The organism is Alloiococcus sp. CFN-8 (assembly GCF_049943125.1).
Classification (GTDB): Bacteria; Bacillota; Clostridia; order Clostridiales; family Clostridiaceae; genus JAEXZL01.
This window is the reverse complement of record NZ_CP188040.1, coordinates 2,267,440-2,291,131: the sequence shown is the minus strand read 5'-3', so window position 1 is coordinate 2,291,131 and position 23,692 is coordinate 2,267,440. Positions and strand designations below refer to the sequence as shown.

Annotated in this window: 19 protein-coding genes; 8 read left to right on the top strand and 11 right to left on the bottom strand. The window is 36.0% G+C overall.

Annotated features, from left to right (window positions below):
- Positions 1-145: 145 nt before the first annotated feature.
- From ACPWSR_RS10545 to purR, 10 genes are all read right to left on the bottom strand, one after another.
- On the bottom strand, positions 146-1,150 hold the full coding sequence (locus ACPWSR_RS10545; RefSeq protein WP_426348201.1) for a peptidylprolyl isomerase: 1,005 nt from the start codon (positions 1,148-1,150) through the stop codon (positions 146-148).
- Positions 1,151-1,291: 141 nt separating this feature from the next.
- Positions 1,292-4,822, bottom strand: coding sequence for a transcription-repair coupling factor (gene mfd, locus ACPWSR_RS10540; protein ID WP_426348200.1), 3,531 nt, complete (start codon positions 4,820-4,822; stop codon positions 1,292-1,294).
- Between the two features lie 103 nt (positions 4,823-4,925).
- Positions 4,926-5,486, bottom strand: coding sequence for an aminoacyl-tRNA hydrolase (gene pth, locus ACPWSR_RS10535; protein ID WP_426348199.1), 561 nt, complete (start codon positions 5,484-5,486; stop codon positions 4,926-4,928).
- Between the two features lie 145 nt (positions 5,487-5,631).
- Complete coding sequence (locus ACPWSR_RS10530) at positions 5,632-6,840, bottom strand: S1C family serine protease (protein WP_426348198.1); 1,209 nt, start codon at positions 6,838-6,840, stop codon at positions 5,632-5,634.
- Between the two features lie 31 nt (positions 6,841-6,871).
- Positions 6,872-8,290, bottom strand: a complete 1,419-nt coding sequence (locus tag ACPWSR_RS10525) for a HAMP domain-containing sensor histidine kinase (protein ID WP_426348197.1) — start codon at positions 8,288-8,290, stop codon at positions 6,872-6,874.
- Positions 8,291-8,977 carry a response regulator gene (locus tag ACPWSR_RS10520; protein WP_426348196.1) on the bottom strand — a complete coding sequence of 229 codons (687 nt, stop codon included), beginning with the start codon at positions 8,975-8,977 and terminating at the stop codon, positions 8,291-8,293.
- Positions 8,978-9,218: 241 nt separating this feature from the next.
- Positions 9,219-10,187 carry a ribose-phosphate diphosphokinase gene (locus ACPWSR_RS10515; RefSeq protein ID WP_426348195.1) on the bottom strand — a complete coding sequence of 323 codons (969 nt, stop codon included), beginning with the start codon at positions 10,185-10,187 and terminating at the stop codon, positions 9,219-9,221.
- 55 nt (positions 10,188-10,242) lie between these two features.
- Positions 10,243-11,622 carry a bifunctional UDP-N-acetylglucosamine diphosphorylase/glucosamine-1-phosphate N-acetyltransferase GlmU gene (glmU, locus tag ACPWSR_RS10510; RefSeq protein ID WP_426348194.1) on the bottom strand — a complete coding sequence of 460 codons (1,380 nt, stop codon included), beginning with the start codon at positions 11,620-11,622 and terminating at the stop codon, positions 10,243-10,245.
- A 156-nt stretch (positions 11,623-11,778) separates the two neighbouring features.
- A complete protein-coding gene (spoVG, locus tag ACPWSR_RS10505; RefSeq protein WP_426348193.1) occupies positions 11,779-12,072 on the bottom strand; it encodes a septation regulator SpoVG in 294 nt (97 codons plus the stop codon).
- 130 nt (positions 12,073-12,202) lie between these two features.
- Positions 12,203-13,021 (bottom strand): pur operon repressor, encoded by an 819-nt coding sequence (gene purR / locus ACPWSR_RS10500; protein WP_426348192.1) that lies wholly within the window; start codon positions 13,019-13,021, stop codon positions 12,203-12,205.
- Between the two features lie 230 nt (positions 13,022-13,251).
- Here purR and ACPWSR_RS10495 point away from each other — a divergent pair, with 230 nt between their 5' ends.
- From ACPWSR_RS10495 to ACPWSR_RS10480, 4 genes are all read left to right on the top strand, one after another.
- Positions 13,252-14,313 (top strand): HD-GYP domain-containing protein, encoded by a 1,062-nt coding sequence (locus ACPWSR_RS10495; protein WP_426348191.1) that lies wholly within the window; start codon positions 13,252-13,254, stop codon positions 14,311-14,313.
- 130 nt (positions 14,314-14,443) lie between these two features.
- Complete coding sequence (gene murC / locus ACPWSR_RS10490) at positions 14,444-15,817, top strand: UDP-N-acetylmuramate--L-alanine ligase (RefSeq protein ID WP_426348190.1); 1,374 nt, start codon at positions 14,444-14,446, stop codon at positions 15,815-15,817.
- A 391-nt stretch (positions 15,818-16,208) separates the two neighbouring features.
- A complete protein-coding gene (locus tag ACPWSR_RS10485; RefSeq protein ID WP_426348189.1) occupies positions 16,209-17,948 on the top strand; it encodes an ABC transporter ATP-binding protein in 1,740 nt (579 codons plus the stop codon).
- Entirely contained in the window at positions 17,948-19,735 is a 1,788-nt protein-coding gene (locus ACPWSR_RS10480; protein WP_426348188.1) for an ABC transporter ATP-binding protein, read from the top strand. The genes ACPWSR_RS10485 and ACPWSR_RS10480 overlap by 1 nt, the downstream gene beginning before the upstream one ends.
- 56 nt (positions 19,736-19,791) lie before the next feature.
- Here the strand turns inward: ACPWSR_RS10480 and ACPWSR_RS10475 are convergent, their stop codons facing one another.
- On the bottom strand, positions 19,792-20,463 hold the full coding sequence (locus ACPWSR_RS10475) for an HAD family hydrolase (RefSeq protein ID WP_426348187.1): 672 nt from the start codon (positions 20,461-20,463) through the stop codon (positions 19,792-19,794).
- Between the two features lie 151 nt (positions 20,464-20,614).
- Between ACPWSR_RS10475 and ACPWSR_RS10470 the strand changes: the two genes are divergently transcribed.
- The 4 genes from ACPWSR_RS10470 to ACPWSR_RS10455 all read left to right on the top strand — a co-directional run bounded on the left by ACPWSR_RS10470 (position 20,615) and on the right by ACPWSR_RS10455 (position 23,664).
- A complete protein-coding gene (locus ACPWSR_RS10470) occupies positions 20,615-21,334 on the top strand; it encodes a L,D-transpeptidase family protein (RefSeq protein ID WP_426348186.1) in 720 nt (239 codons plus the stop codon).
- Positions 21,335-21,411: 77 nt separating this feature from the next.
- The gene (locus ACPWSR_RS10465) at positions 21,412-21,690 is read left to right on the top strand and encodes a GIY-YIG nuclease family protein (RefSeq protein ID WP_426348185.1); all 279 of its coding nucleotides are present in this window, start codon (positions 21,412-21,414) and stop codon (positions 21,688-21,690) included.
- A 165-nt stretch (positions 21,691-21,855) separates the two neighbouring features.
- Entirely contained in the window at positions 21,856-22,554 is a 699-nt protein-coding gene (locus ACPWSR_RS10460; protein WP_426348184.1) for a metallophosphoesterase family protein, read from the top strand.
- A gap of 93 nt (positions 22,555-22,647) precedes the next feature.
- Entirely contained in the window at positions 22,648-23,664 is a 1,017-nt protein-coding gene (locus ACPWSR_RS10455; RefSeq protein WP_426348183.1) for a hypothetical protein, read from the top strand.
- Positions 23,665-23,692 lie beyond the last annotated feature (28 nt).

The window sequence follows — 23,692 nt, the reverse complement described above, 5'->3', positions numbered from 1 at the left end:
TTATCATCAACAAAATGATTTAACTGTACATATATTATTTGAAGAGGATGAAATTTTATACACATTTGTACTTTTTATTTATATAGTGGGAATATTCTACACCATAATAAAAAGATGCCATAGAGCATTGCTCTATGGCATCTTTTTATTTTTCACTTATTAATTCTTCAATCTTCTCTGGATAAGTCTTAACATTATACTCTTTTTTCCACTTTTCAAGATTTTCAGTGTAAAGAGCATTTTTCTTTTCTTCTAAAAGAGATTCTTTTATTTCAGATGACACATCTTCTAATGGAGTAACCGTTGCTTCTTTTACTAAATTTGTAGTCTTTATTATATGATATCCATACTGAGACTTTACAGGATCAGAAATTTCATTTTCTCCCATAACTTTAGCTGCATCTATAAACTCGGCAATCATACCAGAGTTCTCATAAGTAACAAAGCCTAGTTCCCCGCCACTTTGAGCAGATCCGTCAGAGCTATATTCTGCAGCTAAAGCAGCAAAATCCCCACCATTATCAAGCTTTGTCTTTACTTCCTTAGCTGTCGCTTCATCTGCCACTAGAATATGAGCCATATTAGCACCAGGATTTTGAGTAAACTCTTCTTTATGCTCATCGTAGTAAGCTTTTACTTCATCATCACTAACCTCAATATCCTTAAACATATCATCAAGGAGCTTACTCATGATAATCTGCTCTTCAAAGTAGTCCAGTACAGTCTCATCAGTAAAGCCTAAAGTCTTTAATACCTCTTGATAATCCTCTTCTGACTCATAGGTAGCCTTGGTTTCTTCCACCATGGTCTGAACCTCTTCATCAGTAGCTTCAAATTTCATCTCTTTTGCCTTCTTTAGGAGCACCTCTTGAGCAACTAGCACATCTAAATTAGACTCAGCATAGGTTAAATAAGCAGATTTGCCTTCTTCACTAGAAAGGTAATCCTCACCTAAAGAATACTTTAGATAGTCTGTTATTGAAATCATGGCTTTGTCTAAATCTGCCTTAGTAATCTTCTCTTTATCCACAGTAGCGAGGACAGTCTTTTCTTTTGCCTCTGGTGTCTTCTCAACGAGACCACAACCTACTATAGAAAGGGCCATTACCCCAACTATCGCTGCACTAACCAACATCTTTAATCTTTTCAATTCATTTCCTCCGATTCCGATAATAGTTTTAAGCAAAGGAGCTTAAAATTATATATTAAATTTAGATGATTTTTCTATTCATTTTAAACAGTAATTGGAAACACAATAATTAGTATAACAATATCTCATCATAAATTCAAATCATTTTTCGGAGGATTCCCGCCTTGAGAGCATGAATTCTAAGAGCTCCTTGAAAATAGGAAGCATATCCTCCCTTTTTATTTCCTTGAGCTTATAAGAAAATGCTGGTTTTTCCCCAAACCTAAATATAATTTTCTTGGGATATTTATCTAGAAGAGCCTTGAATATATTCTGATCTCCCCGGTCTCTGCTTTCAAATTGGAAGGTAACCTCTTCCGCTTTCTCTTTTATTTCCTCCATACCCAGAAGCTTACCTCTGCTTCTGATATAGGCAATATCCATTAAATTATAAACGCTTTGAGGTATATAAGAGAATCTATCCTCCAACTCTTCCTTAACCTCCATGTAGTCATCCTTGCTCTCTATAGCTGCTATCTTCTTATATACCTCGATTTTTTGTATTTCATCAGGTATATATCCTGCTGGTATGAAGGCGTCTACCTTTAAATCCACAGTGGTTTCCACGGGCTCTCTTTCAATTTCACCTTTAATAAGCTTTACTGTATCCTCAAGCATCCTGCAGTAAAGGTCATAGCCTACAGCAGCCATGTGTCCATGCTGCGAGGAACCCATCATGTTTCCTGCTCCTCTTATCTCTAAATCCCTCATTGCTATCTTAAAGCCTGAACCCAGCTCTGTGAAATCCTTAAGGGCTTTAAGTCTCTTTTCAGCAACCTCTGTAAGAATTTTATCCTTTCTATATACAAAGTAGGCATAAGCTATTCTATTAGATCTTCCAACCCTTCCTCTCAGCTGGTATAGCTGCGATAGGCCAAGCTTATCCGAGTCCTGGACTATCATAGTGTTTACATTGGGAATATCGATTCCCGTCTCTATGATAGTAGTGCACAGGAGCACGTCAAACTCCTTATTCATGAAAGCAAGCATTTCCTTCTCCAGCTCTTTTTCTGACATCTGGCCATGGGCAACAGTTATCCTAGCTTCTGGAATAAGATTTTGAAGGAAGCCTGCCATATTCTTAATATCCTCCACCCTATTATATACAAAGAAGACCTGACCGCCTCTGTTTATCTCCCTGAGGATTGCATCTCTTATGAGCTGGTCATTAAACTCTACCACATAGGTCTGTATAGGATATCTCTCCTCAGGAGGGGTTTCTATGACACTGATATCCCTTACTCCTGTAAGGGACATATTTAAGGTCCTTGGAATAGGAGTAGCACTGAGCGTAAGTACATCCACATTCTTTTTAAGCTCCTTCATCTTTTCCTTCTGAGCTACACCAAAGCGCTGTTCTTCATCCACAATAAGAAGACCAAGATCCTTAAATTGAATATCTTTAGACACAAGCCTATGAGTACCAACCAGGATGTCAACATTTCCTTCTTTTAAAGCCTTTAGAGTATTTTTCTGCTGAGCTGCACTCCTAAAACGGCTGATCATATCTACCTTAATAGGAAAATCAGAAAATCTTTTTGTCATGGTATTATAATGCTGTTCAGCAAGTATGGTAGTAGGCACTAACAGAGCAACCTGCTTTCCATCCATAACTGCTTTAAAAGCAGCTCTTAAGGCAACCTCTGTTTTTCCATAGCCTACATCTCCACAGAGGAGCCTATCCATAGGCTTATCCGACTCCATATCCTCTTTAATCTCTTCTAAGGAAGTAAGCTGGTCAGGGGTCTCCTCATAAGGGAATTCATCTTCAAATTGTTTCTGCCACTCTGTATCCTTTGAAAATTTATAGCCTTTTACAGTTGTTCTGGCAGCATAAAGCTTTACTAAATTTTCAGCAATCTCATTGATAGATTTTTTAACCTTTGCCTTAGCTTTTGTCCATTCAGAGCCTCCCAGCTTATTAACCTTAGGGGACTTTCCTTCACCACCAATATACTTTTGAATTAAATCCAGCTGTTCTACCGGTACATAAAGCTTATCTCCCTTATCGTATTCAATATCTAGATAATCTCTTTTATGTCCCTGGAGCTCAATTTGCTTTATTCCTTTATAAACACCGATTCCATTATTAACATGTACTACATAATCCCCAGGCTTTAGCTCTGCAAAGCTCTTTATCTTTGCAACTCCCTTTTTGGTAGAAGCTTTTCTTTTAAGCTTTCTCTTTGATTCTCCAAATACCTCTTTATCAGAAATTACACAAAGCTTAAGTTCTGGAAAATCGAAGCCTTTTAAAAGATTACCGAAGGTTATAACCACCTCACCCAAGGCTATATCTTGAACAATGTCTCTATAAACACTTTCAATACCTCTATCTCTGAGAGTATCCACAAGCCTCTCTCCTCTAGGCCTCGTTCCAGAAAGTATCAGTGTTCTATAGCCTCTAGCTTTCTTATCCTTAATATCCTCGATAAGTATCTCCAGCTGTCCATGATAGCTGGTAGGAGTTATTGCAGAAAAGCTAACAATTCTTTTAGGAGGAAGAAACTTCGTTGATTTAGCTATGGTATCTAAAACAATAGTCTCTCTTCCTTCAAGAATTTCTAAGAGCTCCTCCTTAGATATCAGAAGCTTTCCTTGGGAAGGAAGTATGTCTCCCCTCTGAAGAAATGCCTTATAATTTTCTTCAAATTCATAATAGGTACTATCAAGCTTTCCAGAGGATCTCTTGCTGTCATCAATTATTACATAAGCATCCTCCATGTAATCCAGGAGAGTCTGTGCTTTATCAAAAAAGAAGGGTAGATAGCTGTCTATTGTTTCAAAGGACCATGTTTCTCTAAGGCTCTCAAGGTTAGCTTTAGAGATAGCAGAAAGCTTTTCAACCATTTCCTTATCCTTAGAATTCTTATGCTTAGAAATAAATGTCTCCAGCTCTTCACTGATGCTTTTATAAGCTTTATCTATGATAGTTTTATCAAGGATTATTTCTTTTGCCGGAAATATATCTGCTGATTGTATTTTTTCAATACTTCTTTGTGTTTCCGTATTAAAGGTTCTTATTGAATCAATTTCGTCATCAAAAAGCTCTATCCTATAAGGCGCAGCAATATCAGGAGGATATATGTCCATGATACCGCCTCTTAGAGAGAACTGTCCTTTACCATCTACCATGTCCATTCTTTCATAGCCAGACTCTATAAGCTTCTCACTTATTACTTTAAAGTCTACCTTGTCTCCTAGCTTTATGGTAAAGCTATGGTTCTCGAAGAGCTCCCTTGGAGTATATAATGAAGCTATGGCATCAATAGAAGAAATAACTATTTTCTTCCCGGGCCTCAGCATTTCCTTTATAACCTTAAGTCTTGCCCATCTTAAATCTCCAGAAATGGCATCTATATTATAAAAAACTACATCCTTAGCCGGGAAGTAATAAACCTCATTTATATATAGATTCATATCCTCATATAGGTTCTTTGCCTCCATATCACTATGAGTAAATATAAAAATAGGTTTATCTATCTCTTCATAAATACCATCTATTATGTAGCTCTTAGATGATTCAGACGCACCAAATATACCTATAGGAAAGACTCTATCATCAATTGCATTCTTTATTCCAATAAAATCCTTACTCTTTTTTAAAGGATTCATTAAACCTTGTAATCTCATTACCTCACCGCCTTATTTATTAACCTGTGCTTTATTTAACCTTAATATGAGCATACAAACAGGCTTTAACTCCCTGATAGAGCTAAAGCACAGTATAAAATATCTAAGCCTTAAAGCTATTAAATTTGTTCATGGCTTCCTGCAAGCCTTCCTTCATAATGACCACAGCCGCCTCTCCAGCAGCCTCAATAGCCTTCTTCACAAGTCCCTCTTCTTCCTTCGAAAACTTTCCCAGCACGTGAGCCACTAAATCACCATTAGGAGCTCCAACTCCAATTTTAACCCTTGGAAAATCATCACCTAAATGAGAAATTATGCTTTTAATACCATTGTGGCCTCCAGCACTACCCTTTCCTCTGAGTCTAAGCCTACCAGTTTCTAAGCTTATATCATCATATAGAACTATTATCTCATCCATGGAAAGCTTATAGAAAGCAGCGAGCTCTCTGATGCTTTCTCCACTGAGATTCATATAGGTAGAAGGCTTTAAAAGTATGACCTTATTTCCTTCAATAATACCTTCACCTATATCTCCTTTAAATTTTTTCCTATTTATATCAATATTATACTTAGCGGAAAGGAAATCTACCGCTTGAAAGCCTGCATTATGTCTTGTGTTTTCATATTCCTTGCCAGGATTTCCTAGTCCAATAATTGCATACATTTTATTTCCAACCTTTCAAATGCTTTATAGCTGTAAGTAAATTATTTCTCTCCATAACATAATATAATAAAAGCTTAAAATAATAAAGAGACTCTACTTTCAAGTCTCTTTATTATTTTGCAAATTATATTAATTACTTTTAACATTATTTTGAGGCAGCCTCCAGCTGGATTGTAAGAGTTTCAGTTGTACCCTCTCTCCATACTATACATTCAACTAAATCTCCAACCTTCCTTTTCTCTAGCACTTCATAAATATCCTCTTTTTTGGTTATATCAGTACCATCAAGCTTGATTATTATATCAGTAACATTGATACCAGCCTTAGCTCCTGCACCGTCCTGTGTTAGGCTTGTAACATAGACTCCATTTACCTCGCCTTCGTTACTACCTGTTATGGTATTAAATACTATACCAAGGGAAGGTCTTTTAGACTCTCCACCGGTTATTATTCCATCAATTATTTTAGTTATTTCAGCTATAGAAATGGCATGATTAAGTCCAGCATTGGTATATTTTCCATCAATAGTCCTTGATATAATTCCTAAAACCTCACCGGAAAGATTAACTATTACTCCTCCCTCATTATAATTATTGAGACTTAGAGTAGTCTGTAGAAGCGCATAAGCAAGGGTTTCCTGAGCATTATCCTTAGTAAGCTCCATCTTTTTATTTGTGGAGCTTATTATTCCTGTGGTTACAGTACCTATATAATCTTCTCCGATATTATTTGACACGGCGATGACAGTATCTCCAACAATAGAGTTAGATACATCACCGATTTTCGCTACAGTGAGGCCAAAAGCATCTACCTTCAATAGCACTATGTCAGAATCAATATCAAAACCCACTATGGAAGCTTCTAAGGGCTTAGCATCTCCATCAGGAAGCTTAACATATACCTTCTCTAGGTCCTTCACCCCGCTATAATTAGTTACTATATATCCATCATTTTTAATTATAAAGCCAGAGATATTAGCTGTGTTTTGTAAGGCGTTGATAGTAAAGCTTTCTTCACTGCCTCCAATGCCCACCACTGATGAGTAAACACCTGAAACAACCTTATATATCCCATTACTTGACATTGTAGAGGATAGATTTTCTCTCTCCTCCAAAGAACTGTCACCTCCTGTGGAAACTGTGATTGTGTCAAGGTTTGTAAAAAAGAAATAAGCAGATACAAAGCCTGAAAGCACAGCTATAACTATTAGACCTAACGCTTTCATTAAATCATTTACCCTCTGCTTCCTATAATTCTGCTTAAACTTTATTTCACCTTCGGTATTTCTTTTCTTATTTTCTTTCTTTATATCCTTCCAAGCCCACAGGCTATCCTTATCGCTATTATTCTGCAATACAGCACCTCCTACAACCTTTAAACTCCTGCTATTTCTTTTTAAGGGTAAAGGTGAAGGTTACGCCTTTTTCTGGAGTTTTGTTTTCAGCCCAAATTTCCTCTCCATGCTGAGTTAATATGTTTCTAACTATAGAGAGGCCCAGTCCTGTGCTAACTTTATTAGTTCTCGATTTATCAGCCTTATAAAATCTGTCCCAAATATTCTTCATATCTTCTTCAGAAATAGCAGGTCCATCATTATAAATACTGATATATGCTTTACTTCCCCTACTTTTACTGGTTACCCTTATATAGCCACCTTCATTAGAATACTTAACAGCATTATCAGCTAGATTAGTGACAACCTGTATAAGTCTGTCCCTATCCCCATTAACATAAAGGTGATCTCCTTCAAGCACTACATCTACCTCGAGCTTTTTGTGCTTGATTTTAGGTTCTAAATTAATTATACAAATCCTTATAATTTCATTAATATCAAATTCACTAAACTTAAGGATTAGTTTTCCAGCCTCCATGGCTGATAAATCTAAAAGCTCATTTACAAGTCTAGAGAGCCTTGTTATCTCATCATAAACAATTTTCATGTAGTAGCCTTCCTTATCCTTCGGTATTACACCGTCCATTATCCCAGCTACAAAGCCCTTTATGGAGGTAATAGGCGTTCTCAGCTCATGGGATACATTAGAGATAAAATCTCTTCTGTTCTTTTCCACCTCTGCCAGAGAATCAGCCATTGTATTAAAGGATTCAGCAAGCTCACCTATTTCATCGTTTGTTTCTACATAAACTCTTTTGTCAACTTCCCCCTTAGAAAGTTTTCTTGCCGCAACATTGATTTTTGATAATGGTGTTATTAATATTTTTTGAGCAAAATAATATATCACTATACTAGAGGCTGTAAGTGCTAATATAGCAGTTATCCAGATGATTGTATAAACCTTTTTTATGGGAGTCATAATATCCTCTGTAGGAATGGACATTAAAATCACTCCGCTAAATAGCTTTTCTCGAAATATTGGTGTCATATAAACATAGGACTTTCTGCCAAAGGATTCGTCATAAACTGTTTCCTTTACAATAGAATTCCCTTCCATTAAAACATTAATGTCATTCCCAATTCCAAGATATCCACCGGTTTGAAGACTTCCATTGGAAACAGCTAGAATTCCCCTGTTTCTTCCTGTTACAATAATATCCGAATTGGTGGTATTAGCTACAAAATTTATAATATTTTGAAGCTCCCCTAGAGCAGCGGCACTTTTATTATTGTACCAGTCTACGAAGGCATTCTTCACCAGTTCGCTTTGTCCCTTCAGGATACGATGAGTATCCTCATAGTAATAATCTTCAAACCACATAGATAATACTGTAGCAATAATGATAAATGTAAAGGCAATGATTGCAGTAAAGGTTATTAACAGTTTAGAAACCAAACTGTTTTTTTTCATTTATTTAACCTCAAACTTATATCCTACTCCCCATACTGTCTCTAGCTGCCAGTTAGATCCTCCATGAAGCTTTTCTCTAAGTCTCTTGATATGAACATCTACAGTCCTGGAATCTCCTGGGTAATCATAGCCCCACACCTCACATAAAAGCTGCTCTCTGGTAAACACTCTATTTTTGTTGCTGGCAAGATAATAAAGAAGCTCAAATTCCTTAGGAGGCATTTTGATTTCATCACCATTATAGGTTACATTATAAGAGTTTACATCTATAGTCAAATCAGGATAAGTAATTGCTTCCTTAACTCCCACTTCTACATTATATCTTCTTATAACCGCTTTAACTCTAGCTATAAGCTCCTTGGGCTCAAAGGGCTTAACTATATAATCATCAGCTCCAAGCTCCAAAGCTAAAACTTTATCAAAGGTTTCCCCCTTAGCTGTTAGCATTATAACCGGGGTTTCATTTTCTTTTCTAATCCACTTGAGCACATCGATTCCATCCATGCTTGGTATCATAACATCTAAAAGCACAAGGTCAGGCTTGTAATCCATGAATAGCTCTTGAGCTACCTTACCATTATGTCCAACTTTTGTATCATAGCCAGAGCTCTCCAAGTACATCTTTATCACTTCACATATATTTTCATCGTCATCGATTACCAATATTTTTCCAAGTATTCCTTCCATTTCACACACTCCTTTAATTACTATTATTTAGTACATCTATTTTTTACTGAAACCCAACAAAATTTTCAGCTACTATTATAAATTTAACAAATTTATACTATATTTTATATAGCTTTTACTAAAAGTTACAAATATTTAAAAAGTCTTTACCTATGGAAGCAAAATACTTTTCTGAGGGAATTATTATCATGGATAAAAAAGAGGACTCTATTAGAATCCTCTTACCTTAATCTTCTGTTTATTATAGGCTGTTTTCAAAAAGCTTGCTAAGTGGTACATCATCATAAATTCTTCTTATAGCCTCAGCGAATATTGGAGCTACAGAAAGAGATGTAACCTTATGTAAGTCCTTTCCTTCAGGTAAATCTATAGTATTAAGCATTATAAGCTCTTTAATTGAGCTAGCATTAATTCTATCAAAAGCAGGTCCTGAAAGAACTCCATGGGTACAGCAGGCAAAAACCTCCTTTGCCCCTAAATCTATAAGTGCATTAGCAGCATTGGCAATAGTACCTCCTGTATCTATCATATCATCAATGAGGATACAGGTTTTATCCTTAACATCTCCAATAATATTCATAATTTCAGATACATTAGGCTTAGGTCTTCTCTTATCAATTATAGCAATAGGTGCATGAAGCTTATCAGCAAATTTTCTTGCTCTTGTTACACTACCAAGATCAGGAGATACTACTACTACATCATCTCTATCTAGCATATTCTTTTCCTTAATAAAATGCTTAGCTAAGATAGGTGCTCCTAAGAGATGATCTAATGGAATATTAAAATACCCCTGGATCTGAGAGGCATGAAGGTCCATAGTAAGAACTCTATCAGCTCCTGCACTGGTAATAATATCTGCTACTAGCTTAGCAGTTATTGGATCTCTAGATTTAGCCTTTCTATCCTGCCTCGCATAACCATAATAGGGAATTACCGCAGTAATCCTTCCTGCAGAAGCTCTCTTGAAGGCATCAATCATTATAAGAAGCTCCATAATATTATTATTTACTGGTTGATTGGTAGATTGAACAACAAAAACATCTGCTCCTCTAACCGTTTCATTTATATCAACCTTAATCTCTCCATCACTAAAAGTACCTACTTCAGCATCCCCTAGCGGCACTCCTAAAATGTTTGCTATATCTCTAGCAAGCTGCGGATGAGAATTACCCGCAAAAATTTTAATACTTTTCCCATGGGTTATCATAGGTGGACCCTCCTTGATATTGTTATGAGTGTGAGTTTAAAGATATCAATTATCTTTATTTGTTCTTCTTCTTAAATAAACCTCTTTTCTCTACCCAACCATCAATATTAACCTGCTTAGCTCTAGCAATGGCCAAGCTTCCCTGGGGGACCTCCTTAGTAATGGTAGAACCAGCAGCTATATAGCTATTATTCTTTACCATAACAGGAGAAACTAAATTAGTATTACATCCAACAAATACATTATCCCCTACAATTGTTTTATGCTTTTTATTTCCATCATAATTTACAACTACGGTACCGCAGCCAAAATTACAATCCTTACCAACCTCTGCATCACCTATATAGGTCAAATGGGAAACCTTGGTGCCATCTCCAATGGTGGCCTTCTTTATTTCTACAAAGTCTCCTATTCTGGTATTTTTCCCGATGACACTCTCTGGCCTTATATAGGCAAAAGGACCAACATCCGTTCCTTCTCCTACCTCACTATTTAAGATAACAGAACTCTGTACTGTCACATTATCCTTTACTATACTATCACATATTCTGCAATTAGGATATAGTATACAATCTTCTCCTATAATAGTTTTTCCTTCAAGAACATTATTAGGATATATTATAGTATCCTGGCCAATCTCCACATCTACACCAATATATGTGCTTGTGGGATCTATAATAGTCACACCATTATCCATGTGTTTTTTGTTTATTCTTTTTCTCATTATATCTTCAGCAATAGCAAGCTCGCCTCTTGAATTTACTCCAAGAGTTTCTTGAAAATCAATAGGAAGTGCTCCTAATTTTCTTCCCTGAGATTTTAAAATCCCCACAACATCAGTCAAATAATACTCCCCTTGAGAATTATTATTGGAAAGTGATTTTAAAGAAGCTAGCAGCTCTTCTATATCAAACAAATACATACCTGCATTTATTTCCTTAATCTGCAGCTGCTCTGGAGTACAATCCTTATGCTCAACAATTTTCACAACCTCACTGCCATTTCTTACTATTCTTCCATAACCTGTAGCATCAGATACTATAGAAGATAATAAAGTAGCAGAATTTTTCTCCTCTTCATGATAGGCTAAAAATTTCTTAACCGTATCCACCTGTATTAGTGGAGCATCACCAGTAAATATTGCTACTGTTCCCTTTTTATCTTTTAAATACTCAGCAGCACACATTACTGCATGCCCTGTTCCCAGCTGCTCTTCTTGAAGGGAGTAGCTTACTTCCCTGGAGGAAGTGTCTGATTTAACCCTATCAGCACCCTTTCCAATTATAACATTGACCTCCTGAAAGCCCGCCTCTCTCATGGTATCAATGACATGATTAACCATCTCTTTACCACAAACCTTATGAAGCACCTTAGGAAGCTTAGACTTTATCCTTTTTCCCTGACCAGCTGCTAATATTAACGCACAATTTATCATTTTTCCACCTCAGATTCATTTAAAAAATATCTCAACATAATTTTAACCATAGCTTACTCTAACATAATATATTTTACCATAGAATTCAATGCAATATAAGGCTATAGTTTTACTCATATATTGTCAAAAAAAAGAGAGCCTTAAGCTCTCTCTTACCTATACCTCTAAAACGCCCTCACTTACGTCAACTTCTTCATTTCTGACTCTTTCATACTCAGTTAATATAGCCTCTTGGATCTTTTCCCTTGTTGTTGTATTGATGGGATGGGCTATGTCCTTAAACTCTCCATCGGGAGTTTTTCTGCTGGGCATGGCTATAAACAGTCCATTCTGCCCTTCAATAACCTTTATATCGTGAACTACAAATTCATTATCAAAGGTTACGGATACAATAGCTTTCATTTTACCTTCTGCAGAGATTTTTCTAATCCTTACATCATTAATCTGCATATATTACACCTCCAGTAGCGTTATCACGATATGTTACTATTTCTCTATTTGTTCTCAATTCCCTCTTTTTTTGTGAATATTTTTTAAAAATTAAATATTTATTAATAAATTTGAATTTTTTTATACAATTTTAACTATTATACATTGGCGAAAGCTGCATATTTATATTTCCTTCATCATCCACAGAGGTAAATTCTAATATAGAAATCCTATCCTCCACCAATTTTCTTCCTGCACCTACATTATCCACCAATACTCCTATACCAACAAGCTGACTTTCGAACTCCCTGAGCAAATCTTTTATACCTGCAGCTGTACCTCCAGCTCTCATAAAATCATCAATAAAAATACATTTGGAGTTTTTCTTTAAGCTTCTCTTTGCAAGAGACATATTTTGAATCCTACCAGAGGAGCCAGAGAGGTAATTAATAGTTACCGTTGGACCTTCAGTAACCTTAGCTTCTCGTCTTACAGTTACTAGGGGAACTCCCAGATTCTTAGCCACTTCATAGGCAAGAGGCACTCCTTTTGTTTCCACGGTAACCACGCAATCCACTTCTTTCTCATAGAAGCAGGAAGCTAAAATAACCCCAGCTGCGCCTATTATTCTTGGGTCGAACATAATATCTGTCATATATATAAAGTTTCCAGGGACAACCCTACTCTTATCCTTTAAAAGGGTACAGAGCTCTTCAGCAAAAGCTTTTTTATCATTATAGCTCATATTAGGCAAATATTTAACCCCACCAGAGGCCCCTGCTATAGTTTCTACCGTTCCACCATCAATTCTTCCCATTGCTTCCTTAACAATGACAATATCCTCACTTATTGTAGATTTTGCACTCTTTAATAAATCGCAAAAATAATTATAGTTTATTACCGTATTAGGTCTAGCGGTTAAAATTCTGGTTATTGCTGACACTCTGCTATTTCTAGTAAATTTCTCCATAATAATCACCTCTTATATTTATTAAACACGAATTATGAATATAATTTTCTCTTCTAATATTCATATTTTATTCCATTTTGCCTTATTTTACAATATGTAATCATTGTAAATATAAAATTAAGCTCCTTGATTAACAGAAGGTATAATTATGCGCACTAATGAAAATATTTACAGTAATTGCAATTATTGATAAAATATATTCATCAATATATTTTAGCTGAGGTATAATTATGAAAAATAAGGTTATAAAAATACCTGCCTCTGAACTCATGGAAGGTATGGTGGTCAGCAAAAATTTTATAGTTAACAATATAAGACTCCTGAACAAGGATGTAGAAATTTCTCAAAGGATAGCAAACAAAATCAAGGAAACTTATCCTGAAGCACTTCTTGAGGTTTATTATCCTGATAACTCCCTACTTTCTTCTTATAAAAAAGAAACCAAAGCCTCAATGATAGAAGCAGAGGATTTTTTTAAAAGAGTAACTCATACTTGCTTCAAGATGTTTTCAAGGCTAGAAGTTAGAGATGATCCTGATATAAATATGGTCAGAAATCTCTCTAAGGAGCTTCTTACTACAGATATTCACCAGGAAATTATGATTAAAAATATCACTACAGTAAGAAACCTCAAGGATTACGACCTCAGACATTCTATCAATACAGCTATTTTATCTGTGCTAATAGGAAGATGGCTTGGATACTCTCCACGAAATCTGAAGCTTTTATCCTATGCAGCCCTCCTTCATGATATAGGTAAGGAAAAAATCGATGAAAAAATATTATATAAGCCAGGAGCTTTGACTGAAAATGAGTATAATATGGTAAAGCTTCATTCTCAGCTAGGATATGAAATCTTAAAAAAAATTCCCTTCTTAGATAGCTCAGTAGCTATAGCCGTACTTATGCATCACGAAAGAGAGGACGGCAGCGGTTATCCCTTCGGAATTAAAGGAGATAGCATAAGCAGTTACGGAAAAATAATAGCAATAGCTGACACCTTTGATGCCATGACCTCCAATAGAGTTTATAAGGAAAGAATTAGTCCATTATCGGCTCTTGAGGAGATTCGTGATTGCAGCTTCAAAACTCTTGACCCAAAGCTTTGTCATCTATTTATAAAAAATATGATGAACCTTTATATAGGAAATCAAATTCTGTTAAGCAACGGAGCCACCGGGACAATTATAAAGATGGATATAAATTCTATAAGCAAGCCTCTAATTATCACTGATCAATGCTTTATCAATCTATCAGCCTCAAAAGATTTACATATTGTAGATATAATATAATTAAAAGTAAATATATACTCCCTAATATATATGATTTTTTTATGGTAATATTAAATATCTTCATTTTGTGTTTTTTTATTTGAAAAATGTATATAATGATTAAGGAGCTATTTAAAAGGGAGTTGATAATTTGTCATTCGATTTTATAAAGGATAAGAATAAAAAGGTTCACTTTATAGGTATTGGTGGGATAAGCATGAGCGGACTAGCAGCAGTGCTTTTAAATGCTGGCTATAGGGTATCCGGCTCAGATGCCAAAGAATCTCATATACTTGATAACTTAAGAAAATTAGGTGCTGAAATATACATAGGACATAATTCCTCAAATATAAAGGATGCAGATCTTGTAGTTTATACCGCAGCAATTCCAGAAGAAAACCCTGAACTTAGCTATGCCAGAGAAAATTCTATACACGCCATGGATAGAGCAGAATTTTTAGGACATATAATGCAGGGTCATAAATATAACGTTGCTGTTGCTGGCACCCACGGAAAGACCACCGCCACCTCAATGATATCTCATGTAGCCTTAGAGGGGGAGGTTGATCCTACGATTCTTGTGGGTGGAGAGCTTGATATTATAAATGGTAACTTTCGTGTAGGAAATAGCGAGTATTTTATCACTGAAGCCTGTGAATATAAGGCATCTTTTTTGAAATTCTTTCCTTATATAGGAATAATACTAAATATAGATGCAGACCACTTAGATTATTATAGGGATATAGAGCATATAGAGGAAACCTTTAGAGAGTTTTCTCATATAGTACCTAAGGACGGCTACCTCATAGGCTACGCTGAGGATGAAAGGGTTGCAAGAATTCTTAAGGACGCTCCCTGTAATACCCTAAGCTATGGCTTTGATCATGGAGATTATACTGCAAAAAATATAAGCTTTGATGATACGGGCTGTCCTAATTTTGATGTATACAAGGGAAATAAGAAGTTAACTTCAATAGCCTTGAGAGTTCAGGGTAAACATAATATTTTGAATGCTCTGTGCACTGTAATAGTTGGTGAATTATTTAAAATATCTTCTGAAGCTATAGCTAGCGGTCTTCACAATTTTAAAGGGGCTCATAAGCGCTTTGAGATTAAAGGGACTAAAAATGGAGTAACAGTGATAGATGATTATGCTCACCATCCCACAGAGATAAAAGCTAGCCTTGCATCTGCAGAAAGCTATCCTCATAACAAAATATACTGTATCTTCCAGCCACATACCTACACCAGAACAAAAACTCTCTTTGAAGAGTTTACAAAGTGCTTTGAGGGCACTGAAGAGCTGATTCTTATGGATATATATGCTGCCAGAGAAAAGGATACAGGAGAGATAAACTCTACAATGCTTGGAGATGCTATCAGAAAAACCGGTCTCCCCTGTGTTAATGTACACTCACACCAAGAGGCCTTAGAATATGTTTCAGCTAAGCTTAAGCCAGGAGACCTACTCCTAACTGTAGGTGCTGGAGACGTAGTATTAGTTGGCGAAATGTATTTAAAATAATAGTATATATTATAAAAGAAAAATAAATAATTTAAAATTTTCCAAATACTATTGCCAATCACAAAAAATTACTGTAATATGAAAAAAGACTAAACTAATAGTCAATTCAATGAAAGGAGATAGGACAAGTGAAAATGAGAATATTCAATTCCTCAAATAACACACAACAGAATACTAATTTTTTTGATGCCCTATCTTTGTTTCAAAGTGGTAATTAGGTTTATTTTATTATGAAATTAGAGAGCCAAGGGTTATCTTGCCCTTGGCTTTTTTTAATAATTATACTTTTAACAAAAAGCTATGGGCGTACCATAGCTTTTTTTGCCTATTCACCTCTTTCAACAAAGATGTATCCAAGTGCTTAAATTCAACAATAAAGGAGGTTGATTCAATGAAACGAATATTTAAGTACATCCTTCGTCACAAGGCATTACTTTTAATACCTGTGACAGCCATGCTTCTGGTTATTGCTGCCGATACCTTAACACCCTATGTTACAAAATTAATTGTAGATGATGTAATTTATGGAGATGGAGGCTTTGGACTTTTAAAGCTGCTGCTCCTTGCTATATTAGGCTTAACCTTAATAAAAAATATCTTTGGTTATACCAAGGAATATCTCTTTGATGTATTATCTACAAAGGTCAATGAATCTCTTAAGAATGAGCTCTTCAACCATATTCAGAGTCAAGAATTCAGCTATTTTGACAGTATGAATACCGGTGAGCTCATGTCAAGAATAGGTGAGGACGTAGATAATATATGGAGAACCATATCCTTCGGCCTAAGATTATTTGTGGAAAATATCATTTATTTTGTTACAAGCTCTGCAATACTATTTATTTTAAACTATAAGCTAGCTCTTGCTTGCATAAGCATAATGATTCCTATTGGCTTTTTAGCTATAAAGCTAGAAAAGAATATCATGAAGAGCTATGAGGCTATTTCTGATCAGGCAGCAGTGATAAACACTACTGCTCAAGAAAACATCGCTGGTGTTAGACTAGTTAAAGCCTTTGCCAGGGAAAAGCATGAAATATTAAAATTCCTTGAGATGAATAAAACCAATTATAATCTGAATATGAAGCAGGCAAAAGGACTGGCAACCTATTATCCTCCCATTGAGCTTCTCACTAACCTTTCTGTAGTTATAATGCTGATTTTTGGTGGGGTTCTAGTTATTCAAGGAGAAATGTCCTTTGGTGATTTATTTGCCTTCAGTCAGTATATATGGAATCTAGTTTGGCCAATGAGAAACCTAGGCTGGCTCACAAACATGCTGGCACAAAACCAAGCTTCCTCAAAGAAAATATTTGCTATCTTAGATAGACCATCTAAAATAGTTTCTCCTCCTAATGCTGTTTCTCCAGAGGTAATCCAGGGAGAAATAGACTTTAAAGAGGTTTCCTTCAGATATTCTGAGGAGGAAGAAATATTAAAGGATATAAATCTAAAAGTAGAAGCCGGTAGCACTGTAGCAGTAATGGGTGGTACAGGCTCTGGTAAGTCTTCACTCCTTCATCTTATAGGGAGATATTATGATCCTGAAGAAGGAGAGGTATTGGTGGATGGAATTCCACTACAAGAAATGGATTTATACTCCTTAAGAAGTAGCATGTCCGTAGTTCCAGAGGATACCTTCCTTTTCTCTGAAACCATAAGAGAAAATATCCGCTTTGGAAATAAACAGGCTACCGATGAGGAGATTGAAGCTGCAGCTAAAATTGCCTGCTGCGACTTTATAGCTGAGCTGGAGGATGGTTTCGATACTCTTGTAGGAGAAAGAGGTATAGGGCTATCAGGGGGACAGAAGCAGAGAATTTCTATAGCAAGGGCTATAATCAGAAATTCAGCTATATTGATCCTTGATGATGCAACCTCTGCCCTGGATATGGAGACAGAGTATGCACTTCTTAAAAATCTTAAAAATAGGATAAATAAGTGTACTACCTTCATTATCGCTCACAGAATCTCCTCCGTTAAAAATGCAGACAAAATTATATTCTTAGAAAACGGAACTATTGTTGAAGAAGGAACACACGAAGAGCTTCTAAAGCTTAGAGGCCGCTACTATGAAATATACTGCGAACAATTTAAAGACTTTAAAGCCTTAGAAAGTGAGGTGGTATAATGGCTAGAAACACTGTAAAACAGGATGAAGATATCCAAAAACATTCTAAGCTAGAGATTATCATAAGGCTTTTAAAATATCTTAAGCCCTACAGATTAAAGGCTGCAGGGGTAATACTTCTAATGATATATGTAATGATAGTGGGAGTATTAAATCCTTTTCTCCTTCAAAGGGCTATTGATGTAAATGTAGCCTCGAAAGATATAAAGGGACTTCTTATTCTAGGAGGTATTTTAGTTTTAATGAACCTAATAGCCTCCTTATGCACAAGGATTAGGATAATATCCATGTCATCAATTACTAATAAAATACTCATTGATATAAGAGAAGAGCTGTATTCTCATATACAGAAGCTTTCCTTCTCCTTCTTTGATAACAGGCCTGTAGGAAAGATATTAGCAAGGGTAATTGGTGATGTTAACTCCCTTCAGGAGCTTTTTAACAACAGTGTAACCACCTTTATTCCTGAGATTTTAAGTCTTATACTGGTAACGGTTATGATGTTTCTGCTTAATACTAAGCTAGCTCTTGCAAGTTTATTGATCCTTCCCTTCCTGATGGCGGGCATGTTTTTAGTAGAAACCATATCTACGAAGAGATGGATAGCATACAGAAAAAAACGTTCTAATTTAAATGCCTTTACCCATGAGGATTTTGCTGGAATTAAAGTTGTTCAAGCATTTGCTAACGAAAGACACACCTCTAAGGACTTTAAAGGCATGGTAGGGGATCTTATGAATTACTTTACCTATACCATCAGGATTAATGACTTCTTCTGGCCCCTGGTAGATTTCTCTTGGGGTATAGGAATCATACTGATATATTGGGTGGGTGTTACCTTACTAACAAATAATACTATTGAAATAGGTACCCTTATAGCCTTTACCATGTATATAGGCATGTTCTGGAGACCTATAATGAATATATCAAGCTTCTATAATACCTTAGTGCAGAACTTCTCTGCTGCTGAAAGAATCTTTGACATAATCGATATTTCTCCGGACATAGTGAATATAAATGATTCCGTTAAAATGCCTAAGATAAAAGGAAATGTTGAATTTAAGGATGTTACCTTCTACTATGAGGAAGGTAGTCCAGTATTAAATAATGTAAGCTTCAAGGTAGCTCCTGGTGAAAACATAGCCTTAGTTGGGCCCACAGGAGCTGGGAAGACCACAATAACTGCACTATTAAGCCGCTTTTATGATACACAGGAGGGCGAAATTCTAATCGATGGAAAAAATATAAAAAATGTTGAGATAGAGTCCCTTCGATCTCAAATGGGTATAATGCTTCAGGATACCTTCCTCTTCTCCACAACTATTAAGGAGAATATTAGATACGGTAAGCTTGATGCCACTGAGGAGGAAATAATAGCTGCAGCCAAGGCCGTTAATGCTCATGACTTCATCATGGCCATGGAAAAGGGCTATGATACAGAGGTAAATGAAAGAGGCTCCAGGCTATCCTTGGGACAAAGGCAGCTTATCTCCTTCGCCAGAGCTATGCTGGCCAATCCAAGGATTCTTATACTGGACGAGGCTACCTCAAATATCGATACCTTCACAGAAAAGCTAGTTCAGCAGGGTATTAAAAAGCTATTAAGAGGAAGAACCTCCTTCGTTATAGCACACAGACTGTCCACTATAAGAGACTGCGACAGAATCATGGTTATTGATGAAGGCAGAATAAAAGAAGCTGGAACTCACGAAGAACTCTTAGAGGTAAAGGGCCTATACTACGATCTTTATATGGCTCAGTATAGATTCCTCAGTGAGGGAGCTTAATATTAAATAATGAAACACCTTAAGGTTAGTAATTTTCCTTAAGGTGTTTTTTTAAATTATTTATTTCTTAAATCATCAGATATATCAAGTATATTCAAAAGCTCACCAGCCCCATCAATTATATAATCAGGCTTTTCCTTCTCTAAATCCTCTCTATCTCTAAAGCCCCAGGTAACTAATACACAGGGTATACCTGCATTTCTTGCAGCTTCTGAATCCACCTCGGAATCTCCCACATATATGGCTTCTTCTTTTTTAGAGCCAAGCTCCTCTATTGCTTTAAATATAGTATCTGGAGCAGGCTTTCTCTTTATAGCTGCACTCTCTCCCGCTGCTGTATCAATTAAGCCTTTAAAATACTTTTCTGCCAGTACCTTTACCGCCTCATCCTGCTTATTGGAAACAATAGCAAGCTTATAACCCCTGTCCTTTAGCACCTGTAGAAGCTCAAGAATCCCTGGATAAGGCAAGGTCTTATTGTGCATATTTATTTGATAATGAGCCTTATATTCCTCCAGTACCTTTACAAACTCTTCCTCCTGAAGGTCACTAGAAAGACATTTTTTTAGGAGTGTTTCAGCTCCATTTCCTAAGAAGCTTCTTATCTCCTTCAATTCCCTGTTACTATGTCCTATATTTGTCATTATATAATTTACACTATCACAAAGATCCTCAAGGGTATCCAAAAGTGTACCATCTAAATCAAATATTACTGTATTTATCTTCATCATCCACATCCCCTTATATTTATCCTTAGGTAAATTATATGATAAAATCAGTAACTTTCAAGGAATAAATCACTTTCAAAATTTTGTTAGGATATTTTAGGTACGGAAGCAAAGAATATATTTACGATTCTTTATAGGAGGACAATATGGAATGGCCTTAATAAAATACAATAATATCAAAGCACTAAAAAGCTTTTTACTAGTTTTTTTCTGTTTCTTATTAATATTCTTGTGTCTATACCTGGACATATCCACTTCAGCTTCGGAGCCCTCTGACAAGAAAACTTCTAAACATATCATATTAATAGATGTAAATGAGCTTCAGCTTTATCTAATAGATAAGGAGAGCAAAGAAACCATAAAGAAGTATTCAATAGCCGTTGGAGCACTGGATTCCCCTTCTCCCCTTGGAACCTGGAAAATAACCAGCAAGGGTCAATGGAATGAAGGCTTTGGTGGAAGATGGCTGGGCCTTAATGTTCCTTGGGGTATATATGGTATCCATGGTACAACTAAGCCCTCATCTATCGGAAGCTTTGCATCTCATGGCTGTATTAGAATGTTTAATGCCGATGCTAAGGACTTATACTCCAGGGTAAATATAGGTACCTCAGTGGTTATATATGGTGGTGCCAACTGGCTGTTTACCAGCTATGTGAGAACTTTGGTTCCTGGAGATAGGGGGGCTGATGTCTATGGGGTTCAAGAAAGACTTAAGGATTTATGCTATTACAAAAGCACCATAGACGGTATCTATGGAGAAGGACTAAAAAAGTCAGTGCTTGATTTCAGAGAAGATCACGACCTTCCTATTTCACACAATATAGATATGGAAATGCTGAAGGCAATGGATATTTTTAAATTTGAATAATCCAAAGCTTTAATCCCCCACAATAATAATTTATATATGATAAAATATAATTGAAATTTTATCAGGGGTGCTAACAAATGAACTATGTTTATATTTTAAAATGCTGTGATGAAAGTCTTTATACAGGCTGGACAAACAACTTAGAAAAAAGGTTGAAAGCTCATTCTATGGGAAAAGGCGCTAAATATACCAGGGCAAAGCTTCCTGTAGAGCTAGTTTACTACGAAGAGTATGAAGATAAGATAGATGCTCAAAAAAGAGAATATGCAATAAAAAAACTATCTAGGGAAGAAAAGCTACTTCTTATAAATAAAAATTCTATTCTTCCCTTGAATAAAGCTTGTATTAATCCTTAGGAGGCATATTTATATGTCTCCTAAATTTTAGGAATAAAATTCCATTGAAGAAAAATATTACAGAGTCTTATCAATTCTCTATAATAGGTAAGGCCATTAATGATATAATATTTCTGAAGCAGCATAAGTATAATAATAAACTATTTAAAATAAGGTGGTGCTCCTATGAGAATTGCATGTATTAGTGATATTCATGGAAACATTTATGCCCTAAATAAGGTATTAGATAATATAGATGAAAATAATGCGGATTTAATAATTTGTCTTGGGGATTTAACAGGCTATGGTCCCCACCCCAATGAAGTGGTTGCCCTGATAAGAAGAAGAAGGATATTATGCCTTAAGGGAAATTATGACGCTTCTGTGGTTGATAATGACTTTACTTTTATAAGAGATACCTCCATAAATAGCTTTTCTCTTCCCTGGACAAGTGAAGAGCTGAGAGCCTCTCATAAGCTTTATTTAGAAAGCCTTCCTGAAAGCTTAAGGCTAGTGTTTGAGAATAGAAGCTTTCTTTTCGTTCACGGAAGCCCATCAAGGATTAATGAATATCTTACTTTTGACTCCCCTGAGGCAAAAAAGCATCTTAGTGAAATTCAAGAGGATGTTCTAGTATGTGCTCATACTCATATACCAGGCCTCCATGAAATAGATAATAAACTTCTCATAAACTCAGGCAGTGTAGGTAAGCCCAAAAATGGTAATCCTGCTGCAAGCTATGTCCTTATAGATATAGAAAAAAGCGGTAAAGTATCAGGTAAGGTTGTACAGGTAGAATATGATCATTCAAAAACCGCAAAGGACATGGAAATGAAGAATTTTCCTTCGAAATTAATATCCTCTATAAAAAATGGAGTTGAATAAGATAAATATAAATAATTAAAGCCCTCTGTATTATCACTTTTTTCCTTATAAAACATATATTAAAATTGTGGTAAATAATATACGGAGGTACTTATGTACTATAGCGATGACAACCCTTTAAAATTCAACTCCTCTATATGGGGAACTGATAACAGCTTCTTCCCAAGAGCTTCAGAAAAAACTAAACAGGAAGCCGAGGATTTAATGGTAGATATCAGCTACCTAGGAAGCTCCTCTTCTGAGGATATAAATACCAATGAAATGAGAACAGAAAATACTGCTACTCAAGGTCCTAGCACCTCAGATACACAATCTCAAAATATACCAGGGACTTTAGGAAGTACTGGGCAGGATTCCTCTTTTATGGGAGGTGGAAGTCTGGGTATGTATCCTACTAATCAAGGTATTCCTTTTAACATGACTACATCTGCCACTCAGAACTTTAATACCTCGACAAATCCTTTATACGGCACTTACTTTATGGGGCAGAACGCTCCCTCCATGGGATCTTTCACAGAAGGATTATCTCCCAGTAATCCAACAGCTCAAAGCTCTATAGGAGCTGCAATGCATCCTTCCATGTATGGTTGGACTCATTACTGCATCCCCCATATGCCCGCCTATCCTGTACCTACATTTGTAAATCCTATGTTGCAAGGACCAATGGGTACCATGGGAGCTGGACAAATGGGAAGCCAGTTTTCAGGTGGTGTTCCCCTTCAATATCCTATGACAACCTATCCTGATATAAGCTCCACTGGAGCCTATAATTTAACTGGTACTATGGGACCTCAGATTAACCCATGGATGAATTCAATGGCAATCTTTCCTTTTACCCCTTATACGGGAGGAATGGGCCCCTTAATGATTCAACCAGGTAATCTTCAAGATATGGATGATCAAGATAATATGTACTCCAGCTCTATGAATAGAAGCTCAAAGAGTAGGGATAGAAGAAGAAAAAAGCATAATAAGCACTGTTTTTACTATAATGCCTTTTCAAATTATCCTTATTACAGTCCAGTAAATTTTCCAATGCACCACCATACCCCTGATAATTGTGGATGTCTATGGCTTCACCCTTTTCTATTGAACTTAGATATGGATTAAATAAAAAGGCTGTGAACCTTTCACAGCC

Coding starts and splice junctions, on each gene's coding strand:
- ACPWSR_RS10485 (WP_426348189.1), top strand. CDS start 16,209: ATGAAACGAATATTTAAGTACATCCTTCGTCACAAGGCATTACTTTTA.
- ACPWSR_RS10520 (WP_426348196.1), bottom strand. CDS start 8,977: ATGGAAGGAATACTTGGAAAAATATTGGTAATCGATGACGATGAAAAT.
- ACPWSR_RS10525 (WP_426348197.1), bottom strand. CDS start 8,290: ATGAAAAAAAACAGTTTGGTTTCTAAACTGTTAATAACCTTTACTGCA.
- ACPWSR_RS10480 (WP_426348188.1), top strand. CDS start 17,948: ATGGCTAGAAACACTGTAAAACAGGATGAAGATATCCAAAAACATTCT.
- ACPWSR_RS10460 (WP_426348184.1), top strand. CDS start 21,856: ATGAGAATTGCATGTATTAGTGATATTCATGGAAACATTTATGCCCTA.
- glmU (WP_426348194.1), bottom strand. CDS start 11,622: ATGATAAATTGTGCGTTAATATTAGCAGCTGGTCAGGGAAAAAGGATA.
- ACPWSR_RS10465 (WP_426348185.1), top strand. CDS start 21,412: ATGAACTATGTTTATATTTTAAAATGCTGTGATGAAAGTCTTTATACA.
- purR (WP_426348192.1), bottom strand. CDS start 13,021: ATGGAGAAATTTACTAGAAATAGCAGAGTGTCAGCAATAACCAGAATT.
- ACPWSR_RS10515 (WP_426348195.1), bottom strand. CDS start 10,187: ATGATAACCCATGGGAAAAGTATTAAAATTTTTGCGGGTAATTCTCAT.
- pth (WP_426348199.1), bottom strand. CDS start 5,486: ATGTATGCAATTATTGGACTAGGAAATCCTGGCAAGGAATATGAAAAC.
- ACPWSR_RS10495 (WP_426348191.1), top strand. CDS start 13,252: ATGAAAAATAAGGTTATAAAAATACCTGCCTCTGAACTCATGGAAGGT.
- ACPWSR_RS10455 (WP_426348183.1), top strand. CDS start 22,648: ATGTACTATAGCGATGACAACCCTTTAAAATTCAACTCCTCTATATGG.
- ACPWSR_RS10470 (WP_426348186.1), top strand. CDS start 20,615: ATGGCCTTAATAAAATACAATAATATCAAAGCACTAAAAAGCTTTTTA.
- spoVG (WP_426348193.1), bottom strand. CDS start 12,072: ATGCAGATTAATGATGTAAGGATTAGAAAAATCTCTGCAGAAGGTAAA.
- ACPWSR_RS10475 (WP_426348187.1), bottom strand. CDS start 20,463: ATGAAGATAAATACAGTAATATTTGATTTAGATGGTACACTTTTGGAT.
- mfd (WP_426348200.1), bottom strand. CDS start 4,822: ATGAGATTACAAGGTTTAATGAATCCTTTAAAAAAGAGTAAGGATTTT.